The sequence below is a fragment of the Pedobacter sp. KBW06 genome (genome assembly GCF_003852525.1).
Lineage (GTDB): Bacteria > Bacteroidota > Bacteroidia > Sphingobacteriales > Sphingobacteriaceae > Pedobacter.
This window is the reverse complement of sequence record NZ_QAJL01000004.1, coordinates 617,088-633,035: the sequence shown is the minus strand read 5'-3', so window position 1 is coordinate 633,035 and position 15,948 is coordinate 617,088. Positions and strand designations below refer to the sequence as shown.

Sequence of the window (15,948 nt, the reverse complement as noted above, 5' to 3'; positions counted from 1 at the left end):
TTAACTTTATTTCTCCCCGCTTTTGTTACATCAGGCCGCCTTTTATCTAAATGCTTTTTGTTTAACTTTGAGATTTAACCGATTACACCTCAATGAGATTTAAGCATCCGATAGCCCTTCTTCTTTTGTTCAGTGGACTCTCTTCAGTTCAGGCACAAAAAAAAACATACTTAGAAACCCTGGCGAGCCCCAACCAATGGGTAGACTCAGTATTTAAAAAACTAAATAAGCGTCAGAAGATTGCGCAAATGTTTTTCGTAAGGGCGCATACCGATATGGGTAAAGTCTATGAAGATTCCATTGGAAGAGTGATTAAAAAGGAAAAAATTGGCGGACTGGTCTTCTTTCAGGGTGGTCCTGGCAGGCAGGCGGTTTTAACCAATCAATATCAATCGCTCGCAAGGGTTCCTTTACTCATCACCTCAGATGGAGAGTGGGGGCTGGGCATGCGTTTAGACAGTACGGTTTCCTATCCTTACCAGATGGCACTGGGCGCTGTTCAGGATAAAGAACTGATCTATAAGATGGGATTGGAGGTCGCAAAAGATTACAAACGCATAGGAATGCACATGAATCTTGCCCCGGATGTAGACGTCAATAACAATCCAAAAAATCCTGTGATCAATTTCAGATCATTCGGAGAAAATAAATATAATGTAACGGCCAAAGCTTCGGCTTATATGAAAGGAATGCAGGACGGTGGTCTTTTGGTGAGTTTAAAGCATTTTCCCGGGCATGGAGATACCGATATAGACTCACATTATGACCTTCCAAAATTGCCTTTTACCAAAGCACGTTTGGACAGTCTTGAAATCTATCCTTTCAGGGAACTCATTAAAGAAGGTGCTGCAGGAGTCATGATTGCACACATGAACATTCCGGCGTTGGACAATACACCCAATATGCCTTCTACCTTATCTAAACCAATTGTGACCGGCATTTTAAAGGAGGAACTTGGCTTTAAAGGTATCGTCATCTCCGATGCGATGGGAATGAAAGGCGTGGTGAAATACTTTAAAGATGGAGAAGCCGATGTGATGGGCATCATTGCGGGGAATGACATTCTGGAGCTTTCAGAAAATAGTGCCCGGGCCATTAAGCTGGTCCGTAAAGCCATAAGGTCAGGAAGGATCAGTATGGACCGAATAGACGAAAGTGTAAAGAAGATCCTCACGGCAAAATATTGGGCTGGACTAAATGTAAAGGACACCATCAATGAACACAATATTCTTGCTGAAGTCAACAGGGCAGAGAGTTTAACCTTATTGCAACAATTGGCAGATGCTTCTATGACCGTTTTGAGAGGGAAACAATACCTGAAAACGCTGTCTGCGGAAAAGAGAACGATCATCATTAGTATTGGTACACCTAACGTAACTACTTTCCAGAAAGATTTGGGTACTTATTATAAGAATTCGGTTTTTTATACGCTGGATAAAGATGCCAATGCAAATTCGATTGCGAAAGTGTTAAGAGAGATTTCCGGTTTCGACCAGGTGATTGTGGGAATTCATGACATGAGGAATCGTCCCGGAAACGGAATGGTACTGAGTGCAGATTTAAAGATGTTCATTAAAGATATGTCTGATAAAAATGCCGTGTTCGCCTTGTTTGCCAACCCTTACAACATTAGTGCCTTACCTGGGCTTGAAAATAGCAAAGGGCTGATTGTAGCCTATCAGAAAGAAGATTTTATGCAACGTGCAGCATCTTCGGTGATTAAAAACCAATTCGTTCCTACCGGAAAATTGCCGGTGTCCATAAATGCAGCGTTTAAATACGGCGACGGGGAATAAAAAAATCCTGCTGATGTGATCAATAAGGTCGCATCAGCAGGATCATTTTTAAAAGTTCTATTTATTGTTTTCAGGCTTTAGTGCTGCAACATTCCAGTTTTTAAGGAATTCCGTTACTTTTTTAACACTATGCCCTTTACCTTCTTCAAGATAAGCTGAGTTTTGCGTGTGTAATAATTTTCCCTCTCCATCAAGAATCAGGAATACAGGAAAACCAAAGCGTCCCGGATAGTTTAATTTCGCCAATACGGCTTCATTTTTATTCTCTTTACTGTAATTAACCAGTACCGTTTCGTAATTGTCATTCAGCACAGTTTTAAGCTCCGGAGTGCTGTCTACGAGATTATGGAAAGCAATACACCAGGAACACCAGTTGCCGCCTACCTGTATAAATACATGTTTACCTTCTTTCTTTGCCTTGGATACAGCGGCATCGATATCTGCCTGTGCGTTTGCAGAGGGATTGTAAATCTTTACGGCTTCTTTTGCCGCCTGGGCAAAGCCACTCGTCGAAATGGCTACAAAAGCAAAAAGTATTAAAGCTATTCTTTTCATTGTCGTTTGTTTTATCATTTACTAGCTGTTCTTTCTGCCTTCCGGTGTTTTATGATTGATTTTTCATCGTCTGAAAAGCTAAATCATAACCCCGGCAGTTCCAGATCACACCGCTAAAACCAAAAGTAAGAAACTATTCAGTTCTTTATGTAATCAGATTATAAAATTAGTCTACTAATTAAGTCGTCTACTATTTTGTAAAAACCTCAGCAGAATATTTTAGCTTTACCTAATGCCGCAACAGCCTCTAAAAATATTACAAGCCTCCGCAGGATCCGGTAAAACATTCAGTCTTACAGCACATTATTTGACCTTACTCTTGTCGGGAGAAACGAAGTACAGGGAAATTCTGGCTGTAACCTTTACCAATAAGGCTACTGAAGAGATGAAAACCAGGATCATGGAGGTGCTTAAAGGCTTTGCATTAGGGCAGGAAGAGGTAGAAGATTACAGAACTCTAGTCCTAAAGGCACATCCTGATTTAAACAAAAACCTTTTACAGGAAAAATCAGAAAGAATTTATAAGAAGATATTACACGATTACAGCCGTTTTTCTGTCAGCACTATCGACGGCTTTGTCCAAAAAGTCATCAGAGGTTTTGCCTTTGAACTTGGTTTAGATTCCGGTTATGCACTGGAGATGAACTTTGAAAAGGTAAAAAATGAACTTGCCGATAAACTCGATGAGCAGATGGACAGCAACCCCAACCTGCTCCAGTGGATCATTGACCTGGCGATGGATAGAATCAGCAACAACATCAGCTGGAATTACAGAAATGAGTTGATCGACCTTGCAGGAGAAATATTTAAAGAGCGTTACCAGCCGTTCGATAATGCCATTCAGGAGCTCATCGAGCATAATGATTTAAATGTCATGTTTGGGGAGTATAGCAAATCTACCCGGCAGCAGATTACTTTATTTGAAAGCGAGCTCAAAGAGAAAGCTTTACAAGCTGTAAAACTATTTGAATCGGCCAATATCAGTACCGATCAGCTGAAAGGAAAATCCCGATCTCCATTGCTTTCCATTTCAAAGATTGCAGATGGTGATTTTTCAAAAATTGAGAACATTTCAAAGCTGATCAATGAACCGGAAGAGTGGTTTAAAGCTGGATCAGACGATTCTTTATATTCCAGCCTTAACCCATTACTTGATCAGCTATATCAACGCTATATTTCCGGATTGCCGGAGTATATCCTTGCCCAGGCTTTCAATAAAAACTTATACTATCTGCGTTTGATGCAGGAAATGGCCGTTTTACTGAAAACCTACAGGCAGGAAAGTGGCAACCTGCTGATCAGTGATGCCCAGAATCTTTTGAAAGGTATTACCGGTGAGGATGATGATAACCCAGCTTTTATCTGGGAAAAAACGGGAAGCCGGTATCGCCATTTTCTGTTTGATGAATTTCAGGATACCTCTTCCAATCAATGGGGGAACTTTAAGCCCCTGTTAAAGAATGCCATGGCGGAAGCCAATGGTAAGCTGATCGATCATTTGATTGTAGGCGATGTAAAACAATCCATCTATCGCTGGCGCAATGGCGATTGGAATATCCTTCACCAGCAGGCGAAAAGAGACATTGGCGAAAGCTACGTCACTTCCGCAAATCTCGAAGAAAACTATAGAAGTACCGAAAATATCATTCTGTTTAACAACATGCTCTTTAAGGCATTGCCGATCTTGATGCAAGGAAAGTTGAACGATACCATAGAAGAGCAATCTGCCAATCAAAAACTTGCCGACTGGTGGGCGGAAAGAGGACTTGGTCACATCATCACGGATGTATATGCTGAAGTCGCCCAAAAGCTCACCCCAAAAACGGCTTCCGGAGGAAGTATCGACTTTTCGGTTTTAAAAACGGATGCCGATGGTGCCAGTCTTGGAAGAACGGGATTTAAGCCGGAAGCTTTAAGAAGAATGGTGGCTACGCTAACCCGACTTATCGTAGAAGAACAGCGATATAAAGCGGGGGATGCCTGTGTATTGGTGCGTTCAAACTCAGAAGCAATCGCCGTAGTGGACGCATTGATGGAGAACAACATCAACGTGATTTCAGGAGAGGCTTTACTGATCGAAAACAATACAGCCGTAAAAATTCTAATCAATACCCTGATGGTGATGGCAGGGCTTCCAAATAATACAGCCTTGTATAAAGCCAATTGTATCAGCTTGTATGCGCAGCTGAAGGCAGAAAAGGTACAACCAGAGCAATTGTTTAACCTGAAAATTAAAGGACTGGAAGACCTGTCTGATATTTTACCCCCGGAGCTTTGTGAGAACTGGAAAAGCTGGATGCAGCAGCCATTGCCTGAATTATTAGAAAAGCTGATCCGTGCTTATGGATTAAGCCGGGCCAATCATGCCGCACATATGCCTTATCTATTCGCTTTGAGGGACCTCGCCGGGAATTTCGCCCGACAGGGAGAAAAAGGAATTACCTCCTTTCTTACTTACTGGGAAGAAGAGGGGCGCAGGAAAACCTTGCCTTCTTCGGAAAATACAGATGCTGTGCAGGTGATTACCATCCATAAATCTAAAGGACTTGCCTTTAAAGTGGTCATGGTACCATTTTGCAACTGGGAAATTAACGGCAAGCCCAACAGCATCTTTTGGGTGCCTACAGAAAACACACCGTACCACCAGTTGCAGAGTATTCCTTTGAAATACAATAAAGAACTGGGCCAATCGGCTGTCGCAATTCCTTATTATGAGGAATTGTTGTACAACAACATGGATGCGTTGAATATGTTATATGTGGCTACCACGAGGACAAAAGAATACCTGTACATTACCTGCCTTGGCAAGAAAACAGAGACCATCAGCACCATTGGCGACCTGATGGCCATGACCTTACAGGAACAGCTAAATGAAGAAGGAACCTTTGTCGTAGATGAGCCCGTCGTTAAAAAAACAATTTCATCAGCTTCCAAAGAAGAACGTCCGGAGTTGATCAACCTGCTGGAGTATCCCACATCAGGGCGCCTCAGTGAGGTATTTAATAATAAACTGAAGCGGAGGGAGCTGGAAATGCTGACGGGGACCAATGCAGGAAGAGAAGGGAGCATTTTACACGAGGTATTGGCCCTTTCGGCGAATGCTGCAGAAGTAGAGGAAGTCTTGAATACCATGCTGAATGAAGGTGTTTTTAAAGCCGAAGAACTTCCGGCATTAAGAAAGCAAGCTGTCAATGTTTTGGAACATAAAGGTTTGCAGGCCTTACTCGGAACGGGCAAAGAAACCATTAATGAAAAAAGTATTATAGACATCCGCGGAAAAATGTACCGCCCGGATAAAGTCCTGATCTCAGGAAAGGAGGTCGTGGTGATCGACTATAAGTTTACCCTTAAAGAAAGCGATGCCCACATCAAACAGGTGTATGGTTACCGGGATTTATTGCTCGCGATGGGCTATCAGAAAGTACAAACCTATCTGTTTTATGCGCATAGTGCAGAATTAAAATTAGTGTAAAGATGAGTGCATTTTTAAAAGAAGTAGCGGAAGATTTGGTGGCACGCCTAGGCGGGGATTTGCATCATGCTGCGGTGGTTTTTAACAATAAGCGCCCGGTCCCCTACCTGCAGAATCACCTTGCGGATACAATTGGGAAGCCTTTTTGGAGCCCCTCGTTTTTCACCATTCAGGAGTTTTTTGCCCTTTCTACCCATTTGCAGGTTGCCGATGGATTCACCCAGTTTTTCACTTTATTGCAGCAATACAATAAATTACTGGCAGAGGAGGGGGGAAAAGCACTGAATCCGGATGTATTTTATCCCATTGCAAGGATCATTCTGAGTGATTTTTCACAAATTGACAATGACCTTGTTAATGCAGATCAGCTGTTTCAGGAACTGGAAGATATTGCAGTGATTGAAAAGGAATTTCAGCACCTGACCTCCGAACAGCAACAGTTTTTAGAACAGTTCTGGTCTTCTTTCTCCTCGGGTAAACAGCAGAACCATCAGGAACAATTTATTCGAATGTGGCGGCGCATGCCAAAGTTGTACCGGAGTTTTCATCATGCTTTAAGAGAAAAGGGTTATACGACGATGGCTTATATTTATCGCCAGCTGGCGGAAGGAAATGCCGATCGCCCAGCCTTTATCAACGATTTCAGTGAAGGAAAACTGGTCTTTGCTGGTTTCAATGCACTGAGTAATGCCGAAGCCGTCATCTTTAAGCGATGGAATAAAGATGAAAAAGCTTTATTTTACTTTGATACCGACAATTATTACCTCCAGGATGAAACCCAGGAAGCCGGATTATTCCTGAGAAAAAATATTCAAAAGTTAGGTCTTCCAAACGCATTGGGAGCCAGTAAAGACCTGATCAGAAGCCATCAGAAAGAAATTAATGTCTATAAAACACAAGGACAAACTGCACAGGCGAAAATCCTTCAACAGGAACTGCTGCAGGACTATCCTTTACTGGAGGCAGCGGATAACGCGGGGAAAATAGCATTGATCCTTGCTGACGAGAGTTTACTACTTCCCGTATTACAAACCATTCCTACGCAATATCAGCATGCAGGTGGCATTTCTAAAATCGACCTCAACGTTACGATGGGATATCCCTTACTGGCGACCTCCATCTTTGGCCTGGCGGATCTTTGGCTGAGTGTTCAGGCGCAACTGATCGAAGGTAAAAAGGATACAGTATACTACAGGGATGTAGAAGCTTTTCTATCACATCCGTTAACGGGTGTATCTGCAGCACAAAGAGACCTGGTACAGCAGGGAATTTTAAAAGAACAATTGATAGAAGTTCCTGTGCTCACTTTGCATGGCGACGAATTATCTGCTTTGTTTTTTACAAAAGTGCATAAAGGCCTGGCCGCTATAAATAACCTGCAAAAGGTATTCAGGTTGATCCTGGAGCGGCAGCTGGAAGATAAAACGCTAAAACAAACCGAAGCCGATTTGTTTGCTGCTACTTTAAAGGAGTTAAACCGTTTACACGATACACTGGAAGATTATGCCGCTCAGCTGCCCCTTTCTTTTGTCCTTTCGCTCATGCAAAAAGCAGTACAGGGCATCGCTGTTCCCTTAAGCGGGGAACCCTTACAGGGCGTTCAGGTTATGGGATTACTGGAAAGCAGAAGTCTGGATTTCGAACACGTGTATGTGCTTGGCGTAAATGAAGGAATCCTGCCACAGGTGAATGTTTCACCCAGCTTTATTCCCGACAGTATCCGAAGAGCTTATGGGTTGCCGGTAATTGAAAACCAGGATGCCATTTCTGCTTATATGTTTTACCGTTTATTGCAGCGTTCAAATAAGGTAAGCCTGGTTTATAACGGACAGGGAGACGATAACAATACCGGAGAACCAAGCCGTTTTCTCCGTCAGCTGGAATTTGAAAGCGGATATACCTTTAAATATTTCGACCAGTCGCAATCCGTTGCCATTGAGTCTAAGCTGAATGTTGACATCAAAAAGGAAGGAGAAACCCTTCAGAGATTGAACCTCTATCTGGACGGACAGGGAGGCCCTTCTGCTAAGCTCTCTGCCACCAGACTTACGACTTACCTGAATTGCCCGGTGCAGTTTTTTTATAAATACATTGCTAAAGTAGAGGAGCCGGAAGAACTCGCAGAAAATCTCGAAGCCAATAGCATTGGTTCCACTCTCCACCTGGTGCTGGAGCGCTTTTACCAGAAACTTCAGGCCGAAAGCCCATACATTACTAAAGAAAGGATCGTAGAGAACCGAAAAAATCTTGACGAATTGTGTAAACGTGCATTTGCCTTTGTGATGTTCAAAGAAGAAGAAAAGATTCTTGAACACAATGGGATGCAGCAGGTCATGCTGGCCATTGTTGCAGAATATGCAAATGTTATCCTCGATCACGATGAAAATCAAGCCCCTTTTACCCTGGTAGAACTGGAAAATGATGAAGATTATGTGATTCCTTTCCCGATTAAGGTAAAAGGAGAAGAACGGTCGTTGACCTTATTTGGAATCATCGACCGCGTTGATCAGCGCAATGGTGTAACCAGGATTGTCGACTATAAAACCGGAAGGGATGAAATCGGCTTCTCCTCCATTGAAGAGCTCTTTGACAGCGAAAGCAACAAACAGAACAAAGCTCTCGTGCAAACCTTGTTTTATACTTACGTTTATGAGCAGGCAAAGGGAATTACCGGAGTGGAGCCCAACCTCTATATCATTCGTAAAATGCGCGAAGAAGGGACCCTGTTCTATTTGAAGGAAAACAGGAAAAGAGTACTTTTACAGGCGGAGCAGCTGGACGAAATGAAGGGAAGCTTTAAAACCCTGCTACAGCAAAAGCTGGAAGAATTGTTCAATCCTGATGTTCCCTTTACCCACACAACAGTGGCCGATAACTGCATGTATTGCCCTTATCTGACCCTTTGCGGAAAATAAAAAAAACTGATGCCTATGTTAGTCTCTGCAGTCCCTATTCTTGCCTCGTTAAATTCAGCGGAAACCATCGCTTTTTACACCGAAAAGCTGGACTTTACTTTTCATTCCGAATGGGATGGATACCTGATTTTTAGTAAAGATGACATCGCTTTACACTTCTGGCCAACAACAGATCCGGATATTCCAAAGCATACCGGTTGTTATATCAATGTAAATAAAGTTGAGCAATTGTATCAACAATATGAGCCTCTGGGCGTGATTCACCCCAATGGAAAGTTAGCAGAAATGCCCTGGGAGATGCGTCAGTTCTCGATTTTAGACAACAATGGAAACATCATTCATTTCGGGGAATCCATAGAAAACAAAGTGTAATTAAAACACTACTTTATAATTAAGTTACAATAGTTATATTTGCCCACAGTTAATATTTGAATATACAATGAGAGAAATTCAATTTAGAGAAGCGTTACGTGAAGCCCTAAGTGAAGAAATGCGTAAAAATGAGAACGTATTCCTGATGGGTGAAGAAGTAGCGCAATACAATGGTGCTTATAAGGTAAGTCAGGGTATGTTAGACGAGTTTGGTGACAAACGCGTAATTGATACTCCAATTGCCGAATTGGGCTTTACCGGTATTGGTATTGGCGCAGCAATGAATGGATTGATTCCGGTCATAGAATTTATGACTTTCAATTTCTCGTTGGTTGCTATTGATCAGATTATTAACGGCGCAGCCAAAATGTTATCAATGAGTGGCGGACAGTTCCCTATTCCGATCGTATTTCGTGGCCCAACCGGAAATGCAGGTCAGCTAGGTGCACAACACTCTCAGAACTTTGAGAACTGGTATGCAAACTGCCCGGGTTTAAAAGTAGTGGTTCCATCTACTCCTTATGAAGCTAAAGGTCTGTTAAAACAAGCTATCCTTGATCCGGATCCGGTAATTTTCATGGAATCTGAAGTAATGTATGGCGATAAAGGAGAAGTTCCTGAAGAAGAATATTACCTGCCAATTGGTAAAGCTAATGTGGTTAAAGAAGGTACTGATGTAACTATCGTTACTTTCGGTAAAATGTTAACCCGTGTAGTAAACCCGGCTGTAGAAGAGTTGACTAAAGAAGGAATCAGTGTTGAAGTAATCGATTTACGTACCGTACGTCCTATCGATTATCCAACCATCATTGAGTCTGTGAAGAAAACAAACCGTTTAGTAATCGTTGAAGAGGCATGGCCATTGGCTTCTATCTCTTCTGAGATTGCATTTAATGTTCAAAAGAATGCTTTTGATTATTTAGATGCTCCGGTATTGCGCATCACTTGTGCTGATGTTCCACTTCCGTATGCACCAACACTGATTGCAGCTAGCTTACCTAATGCTGAAAAAGTGATTAAAGCAGTTAAAGAAGTTATGTACGTAGCAAAATAAGCTATTTAATATAAGCTATTATATGATCCCGTTGGCAAAAAACCAGCGGGATTTTTTTTATTTATCCTAACCGGGGCGCAACAATTCATTAACATTTTATTTATTTGAGGATGTCGATTGTTAGAATTAATTTTGGCCCCAATTGTACGTTAGAATACCAAAAGATCTTTAAATGAGTCACCATTCTAAAATAATTGCTGCCGAGCTTGCGGTAGCTGAAAAGCAGGTTATTGCGACTATCGAATTGTTGGATGAAGGAGCAACAGTTCCTTTTATCTCGCGTTACCGTAAAGAAATGACGGGTAGCCTGGATGAAGTACAGGTGGCGGCAGTCCGCGACAGGTTTCAGCAGCTTCGTGAACTGGATAAACGCAGGGAGGCAATCCTGAAAGCCTTAGCGGCACTGGACAAGCTGACGCCTGAACTGGAGGCTCAGATTAATGAGGCTACAAACATCGCGACAATCGAAGATATTTACCTGCCTTATAAGCCTAAACGTAAAACGAGAGCTTCTGAAGCCAGAAAGAAAGGCCTGGAGCCTTTGGCATTGCTGATCCTGGAACAAGGAAAAGTTGATCCTGATTCAGCAGCCGAAGCTTTCCTAAATGCAGAGTTGGGTGTAAATTCTACCGAAGAAGCTTTATCCGGTGCGAGAGACATCATTGCAGAGATTGTAAATGAGAGTGTAGAAGTAAGAACTTCGATGAGGAAGTATTTCCAGCAGAAAGCATCTTTCAAATCTTCTGTGCTGAAAGGTAAAGAGGAAGAAGGAATCAAGTATAAAGATTACTTTGAGTGGGAAGAACCACTGAAAGCAGCACCCTCACACCGTGTACTCGCAATGAGAAGGGGAGAGAACGAATCTATCCTGAAATTGGAGACCATGCCGGAAGAAGAAGGCGCGATTACAATTTTGGAAGAGCAGTTTGTGAAAGGAAATTCAGCAGGTAGTAAACAGGTGAAGCTGGCGATACAGGACTGTTATAAAAGATTGTTAGGTCCGGCAATGGAAACCGAAATCCGCTCTTTCTCTAAAGACAAAGCAGATGAAGAGGCCATTCGTGTATTTGCTGAAAATGCCAGACAACTCTTGCTTGCCGCACCAATGGGACAAAAAAATGTCCTTGCCATTGATCCCGGATTCCGTACCGGATGTAAGGTGGTGTGTTTGGACAGGCAAGGAAAATTATTAGAGAATACAGCGATCTATCCACATACCGGACAGGGAAATGTGAAGAACGCCGCAGATAAAATTATTGAGCTTTGTAAAAAGCACGAAGTAGAAGCCATTGCCATTGGTAACGGTACCGCAGGTAGAGAGACAGAAGTGTTTATCCGCGGACTTCAATTGCCGGAAATCACAGTGGTGATGGTGAATGAAAACGGAGCCTCTATCTATTCAGCCTCAGATGTGGCAAGAGAAGAGTTCCCAACTCAGGACATTACCGTTCGTGGAGCAGTTTCCATCGGCAGAAGGCTAATGGACCCATTGGCAGAACTGGTAAAGATCGACCCAAAATCTATTGGTGTCGGACAATACCAGCACGATGTAGACCAGAGTAAATTACAGCAATCTCTGGACGATACGGTCATGAGTTGTGTAAATGCGGTAGGAGTGGAGTTAAATACCGCTTCGAAACAAGTATTGGCTTACGTTTCCGGTCTTGGCCCTCAATTGGCGCAAAACATCGTAACCTATAGAAACGAAAATGGGGCATTTAAAAACAGGGAAAGCCTGAAAAAAGTTCCCCGTTTGGGCGATAAAGCATTTGAGCAAGCTGCGGGATTCCTTAGGATCAGAAATGCAGAGCATGTGCTGGATGCAAGTGGTGTTCACCCGGAGCGGTATGCTTTGGTGAATAAAATGGCCAGAGATTTAAATTGTACGGTTGCCCAGTTGGTGAAAGATACAGAGTTGAGAAAGCAGATCAAATTGCAGCAATATGTGAGTGAAGAGATCGGTTTGCCTACACTGAATGACATCATGAGCGAATTGGCAAAACCAGGAAGAGATCCCCGTGAGCAATTCGAAGCATTTAGCTTCACTGATGGTGTAAATGAGGTTTCAGATCTGAAGATCGGCATGAAACTTCCTGGAATTGTAACGAACATTACCAATTTCGGCGCTTTTGTAGATATAGGTGTTCATCAGGATGGATTGGTGCATACGAGTCAGATGTCTGACCGTTTTATCGCCAACCCTAACGATGTGGTTAAAGTGCACCAAAAGGTGGAAGTAACGGTGATGGAAGTCGATGTGGCACGTAAACGCATTTCCTTATCCATGAAGACGGGAGAAGCGAGACCTAAAGCCAAAAATAACGGGAAACCGGCAGAAAAGGCAAAAACGTTCAGTAAACCATCAACGGCTAAACCGAAACCGGCACATAAACCGGAGCGAAAAGAAAAAGCGCAACCGGAAGGCGATCTGCAGCTGAAACTGGAAGCATTGAAAAATAAGTTTAAATAACAGACGATAAACAAAAAAGGTTCGAAACTCACATTTCGAACCTTTTTTGTTTAATCCTCCCGGCTTCCATCATCGGCCATACGGACGATTTTCGGACTGAACCTGGCCACCACATCCACGAGCTCTTTTTGAGCGTCCATGACAAGGTTGATGTCTTTATAGGCCATTGGCGCTTCATCTAATCCCGCACCGATCAAGGTAACTTTATGTTCCTTCAAAATTGCCCTCATTTGATCTCTGGAGATGTTTTTAATGGCTTTTGTTCGGCTCATTAATCGCCCTGCTCCATGAGAGGCAGAGTTAATGGCGGCAGTTTCTCCTTTTCCGCGGACCAGGAAACCCGGAGCGGTCATAGAGCCCGGAATAATTCCCATCACACCTTTACCGGCCGGTGTAGCTCCCTTACGGTGCACAATCACTTCTTCTCCGTTCCAGACCTCTTTCCAGGCAAAGTTATGGTGATTTTCTACCGTAGCCAGCACTTCTGCACCAATGGCCTTAGTCAGCTTTTTATGGATCACCTCATGACAGGCAGAGGCATAATCCCCGGCAAGGTTCATCGCCAGCCAGTATTCTTGTCCGGCTTCAGAATTCATATCCAGATAAGCGAGGTTTGCCGCTTCCTGTGGAAGTTTACACAACTCCTTAGCCAGTTTGGTATAATATCCGGCTACCGTTGCACCAAATCCGCGTGAACCTGAATGCGTCAGCAAGGCGAGGTATTTTCCCTTTGGGATCGTTAAGATCTCGTCGTCTTTCTCAAACTCGATGATTCCCCATTCCACAAAATGATTTCCACCACCGGAGCTTCCCAATTGAGAATAGGCTTTGTCGTGCAGGTTTTTGATCATTGGCGTAAGGTTAAACGTTTCGCGATCCAGGACCTCATGGTCTGCTTTATATCGTCCATGAAAACCATGTCCTGCCCCAAATTTGGTATGGGCAATCAGTTCTCTTTTAAACTGTGCTTCATGTGCATGGAAATGGCTTTCTGAAATATCGAATACAGACAAGGCCATTCTACAACCGATGTCAACACCCACTCCATAAGGTATAATTGCATTACGCGTCGCTAAAACACCCCCTATCGGCAAACCATATCCCTGATGTGCATCCGGCATTAATGCTCCGGCAACACTCACCGGTAGCCTCATCGCAATATTCATTTGTTTTCTTGCGCCTTCTTCTATTTGATCACTACCATAAACCGTATAAGCTGCCGCTTCCTCTGACAATGCAATCGTATCATCTTCCGGTACAGCATCTGCTTCAATAATGGCTGTAGCCAGTTCTCCAAGAATTTTATGATCCAGGAAGTCTTCTGCTTTCGTCTTTACTTCAACCAACAGGCTGATCAGCGCTTCTTTGCTTAGTTCTTCAAATTTATTTTCTGTCAGACTTAATGCAAGTCCGAGTATTTTTCCGGGAGTATAACCTCTTTTAATCAGGTCATCTCCATTTAATATGTTGTTCATTGTTTAATTTCTAATGGTATAACTCCGTTCTCATGGCGATGAGCACTTTTTCCAGTGCCTCAGCGTCCGGAGCTTCCGGTAAATCACTTTTTTTGCAGGCGAGATCTATCTGTACAATCAGGTCCTCTGCCATCTTTTGCAGTTCATCATAGGAATGATGACCAGACTTTATCGAGAGCAATTCCGCTCTGTTGGGCCGCTTTATCCTGAGTTCAGCTGTACGCAGGATCTCCTCCGCTACCTGCAGCAAACGGATGGTATGCATCATGTTTTTTGCATCATAATCCTTGCCATGCTCCAGGTTGTTGAGGTAGCGCTCCTCATTCCTTTTAGCTACCCAATCCCAGTATTCCCGGTATTCCTTGCAGTAACTGGAGTAGCTATCCTGGTTAAATTGGAGGTAGGCTACTTCTTTTTCTTCTTTAGGAACGGAGGATAAGGAAAGCTCATTTGCCAGCACATTTGTTGCGATTCCTTTATAGCCCAGGTTTCCTTCCTGATCATAAAACAAAGCAAATAAGCCTCTGGAATGCGGGATGTTGATCAACCCGCATTGTTCCTGACTGTATCCTTGCGTTTTTAACCAGTCCCGGAGGCTTAGGGCATTATAGCCTTCTAATATAAAACAGAAGTCTAACACCGTTGACCTTTCTTTAGGAAGCGGATTGACGATTTTCTTCTTCAATCCCTTCGCTTTCCGGATTTGAGTGATCGCATAACCGGCAAAAGTATCCTTGCATAATTTAGATAAAAACATGGCCGTATTCAACTTGTCCATGACCGGATGTTTGTACAGGATCATTTCTTCCGTAGAGGCCAGCATCTCCAGCATATTAGGATTGTTTTTGATCAGTAATTCTACATATCTGCCCAATTCATAATACACTTCATCGTTGCTTTCATTGCTGATCTGCGGGGTATAAGTCAACCCATAAAATTCGGATTTTGGCAGGTAATAAACGCCTTTAAGATCCCTGTCAGACGTTGCGGTGGCTAATCCATAGGACCGGCTTCCGCTAACGCATTCAAAAAGCAACAGGCCTTTATCCTTTAGGTCTTGTATCGTCATATTCGTTTATTATTTTTATAAAGAAGTGATTCAGTCCTTCCAGGTCAAATTGATTTTTAGAAAGTTCTTTAGCCGCTTCGCTACAATTTATAAATTCCTCATCTATATAACTCTTTAACGGGGCAGGTATTTTTATCATAGTTGCCTCTTTTCCGGTAGCCTTAAATGCGATCAAACCGTTTACCAATGTCTGTAAATCTTTTGGAAGCAGGCCCATTAAAGGTCCTATTTCCATTGGGGCGATTTGATTCTTTTCTAAACACCATTTTGCAGAAAGCAGCGGACGAAGTACATAAAACAGTTTCTTTATTTTTATCTCATCCTCATTCACGACAGTATCCATTGCACCTTTGGCGATGCCCAGATAATGGTGTGCATTTATCCGCTGACTGAAATAACCCTGGCATAAATCCCATAACAGGGCTTTGAAATTCCCTTCTTCGCTGTAAACAACCGGAGATTGAAGCCATTCAAAAGGAGTGGTATTGGATTTTCTTAACAGCTGCAAAACTTTTCGAAGGTCCCATCCATAGATGTCCAGCTCATCGTTTATAGGGAAGCTCAGGTGATCTGCTCTTTCCGCTATCGACAGGTAGTAATGAACAGGTTTTACATAGATAAACCGCACATCAAAATCACTGTCCATCGACGGAAATTGCCATCCCCGACTGCCTGATTCGCAAGAGAAAAGTATTTTTATATCATGCGCTTTCTCTATTGCACTAAGTTTATTTACTATTGTTGTTTTCATTGGTATAAATTTTTTAGTA

General features: G+C 42.8%; 10 protein-coding genes. 6 read left to right on the top strand and 4 right to left on the bottom strand.

Annotated features, from left to right (window positions below; all coding sequences use genetic code 11):
- The first annotated feature begins 92 nt into the window (after positions 1-92).
- A complete protein-coding gene (locus DBR43_RS24895) occupies positions 93-1,796 on the top strand; it encodes a glycoside hydrolase family 3 protein (RefSeq protein WP_124585907.1) in 1,704 nt (567 codons plus the stop codon).
- Positions 1,797-1,853: 57 nt separating this feature from the next.
- On the opposite strand, the gene DBR43_RS24890 is transcribed toward DBR43_RS24895, so the two are convergent.
- Positions 1,854-2,351, bottom strand: a complete 498-nt coding sequence (locus DBR43_RS24890) for a thioredoxin family protein (RefSeq protein ID WP_124585905.1) — start codon at positions 2,349-2,351, stop codon at positions 1,854-1,856.
- 232 nt (positions 2,352-2,583) lie between these two features.
- On the opposite strand from DBR43_RS24890, the gene DBR43_RS24885 reads away from it, so the two are divergent.
- The 5 genes from DBR43_RS24885 (at position 2,584) to DBR43_RS24865 (ending at position 12,634) form a co-directional block, all read left to right on the top strand.
- A complete protein-coding gene (locus tag DBR43_RS24885; protein WP_124585903.1) occupies positions 2,584-5,823 on the top strand; it encodes a UvrD-helicase domain-containing protein in 3,240 nt (1,079 codons plus the stop codon).
- Positions 5,824-5,825: 2 nt separating this feature from the next.
- Positions 5,826-8,738 carry a PD-(D/E)XK nuclease family protein gene (locus DBR43_RS24880; protein WP_124585901.1) on the top strand — a complete coding sequence of 971 codons (2,913 nt, stop codon included), beginning with the start codon at positions 5,826-5,828 and terminating at the stop codon, positions 8,736-8,738.
- 15 nt (positions 8,739-8,753) lie between these two features.
- Positions 8,754-9,110, top strand: coding sequence for a bleomycin resistance protein (locus DBR43_RS24875; RefSeq protein ID WP_124585899.1), 357 nt, complete (start codon positions 8,754-8,756; stop codon positions 9,108-9,110).
- Between the two features lie 67 nt (positions 9,111-9,177).
- Positions 9,178-10,164 (top strand): pyruvate dehydrogenase complex E1 component subunit beta, encoded by a 987-nt coding sequence (locus DBR43_RS24870; protein ID WP_074611285.1) that lies wholly within the window; start codon positions 9,178-9,180, stop codon positions 10,162-10,164.
- 172 nt (positions 10,165-10,336) lie between these two features.
- On the top strand, positions 10,337-12,634 hold the full coding sequence (locus DBR43_RS24865) for a Tex family protein (protein WP_124585898.1): 2,298 nt from the start codon (positions 10,337-10,339) through the stop codon (positions 12,632-12,634).
- A 50-nt stretch (positions 12,635-12,684) separates the two neighbouring features.
- Here DBR43_RS24865 and DBR43_RS24860 read toward each other — a convergent pair whose 3' ends face one another.
- The 3 genes from DBR43_RS24860 to DBR43_RS24850 are packed head-to-tail and all read right to left on the bottom strand — an operon-like array spanning position 12,685 to position 15,929.
- The gene (locus DBR43_RS24860) at positions 12,685-14,109 is read right to left on the bottom strand and encodes an RtcB family protein (RefSeq protein WP_124585896.1); all 1,425 of its coding nucleotides are present in this window, start codon (positions 14,107-14,109) and stop codon (positions 12,685-12,687) included.
- A gap of 10 nt (positions 14,110-14,119) precedes the next feature.
- On the bottom strand, positions 14,120-15,178 hold the full coding sequence (locus DBR43_RS24855) for a DNA polymerase beta superfamily protein (protein WP_124585894.1): 1,059 nt from the start codon (positions 15,176-15,178) through the stop codon (positions 14,120-14,122).
- Complete coding sequence (locus DBR43_RS24850) at positions 15,153-15,929, bottom strand: DNA polymerase beta superfamily protein (protein WP_124585892.1); 777 nt, start codon at positions 15,927-15,929, stop codon at positions 15,153-15,155. Before DBR43_RS24850 ends, DBR43_RS24855 begins: the two co-directional genes overlap by 26 nt.
- Positions 15,930-15,948 lie beyond the last annotated feature (19 nt).

Excerpts from the sequence above, each read along its gene's own strand:
- DBR43_RS24895 (WP_124585907.1), top strand. The coding sequence starts at position 93 with ATGAGATTTAAGCATCCGATAGCCCTTCTTCTTTTGTTCAGTGGACTC.
- DBR43_RS24890 (WP_124585905.1), bottom strand. The coding sequence starts at position 2,351 with ATGAAAAGAATAGCTTTAATACTTTTTGCTTTTGTAGCCATTTCGACG.
- DBR43_RS24885 (WP_124585903.1), top strand. The coding sequence starts at position 2,584 with ATGCCGCAACAGCCTCTAAAAATATTACAAGCCTCCGCAGGATCCGGT.
- DBR43_RS24880 (WP_124585901.1), top strand. The coding sequence starts at position 5,826 with ATGAGTGCATTTTTAAAAGAAGTAGCGGAAGATTTGGTGGCACGCCTA.
- DBR43_RS24875 (WP_124585899.1), top strand. The coding sequence starts at position 8,754 with ATGTTAGTCTCTGCAGTCCCTATTCTTGCCTCGTTAAATTCAGCGGAA.
- DBR43_RS24870 (WP_074611285.1), top strand. The coding sequence starts at position 9,178 with ATGAGAGAAATTCAATTTAGAGAAGCGTTACGTGAAGCCCTAAGTGAA.
- DBR43_RS24865 (WP_124585898.1), top strand. The coding sequence starts at position 10,337 with ATGAGTCACCATTCTAAAATAATTGCTGCCGAGCTTGCGGTAGCTGAA.
- DBR43_RS24860 (WP_124585896.1), bottom strand. The coding sequence starts at position 14,109 with ATGAACAACATATTAAATGGAGATGACCTGATTAAAAGAGGTTATACT.
- DBR43_RS24855 (WP_124585894.1), bottom strand. The coding sequence starts at position 15,178 with ATGACGATACAAGACCTAAAGGATAAAGGCCTGTTGCTTTTTGAATGC.
- DBR43_RS24850 (WP_124585892.1), bottom strand. The coding sequence starts at position 15,929 with ATGAAAACAACAATAGTAAATAAACTTAGTGCAATAGAGAAAGCGCAT.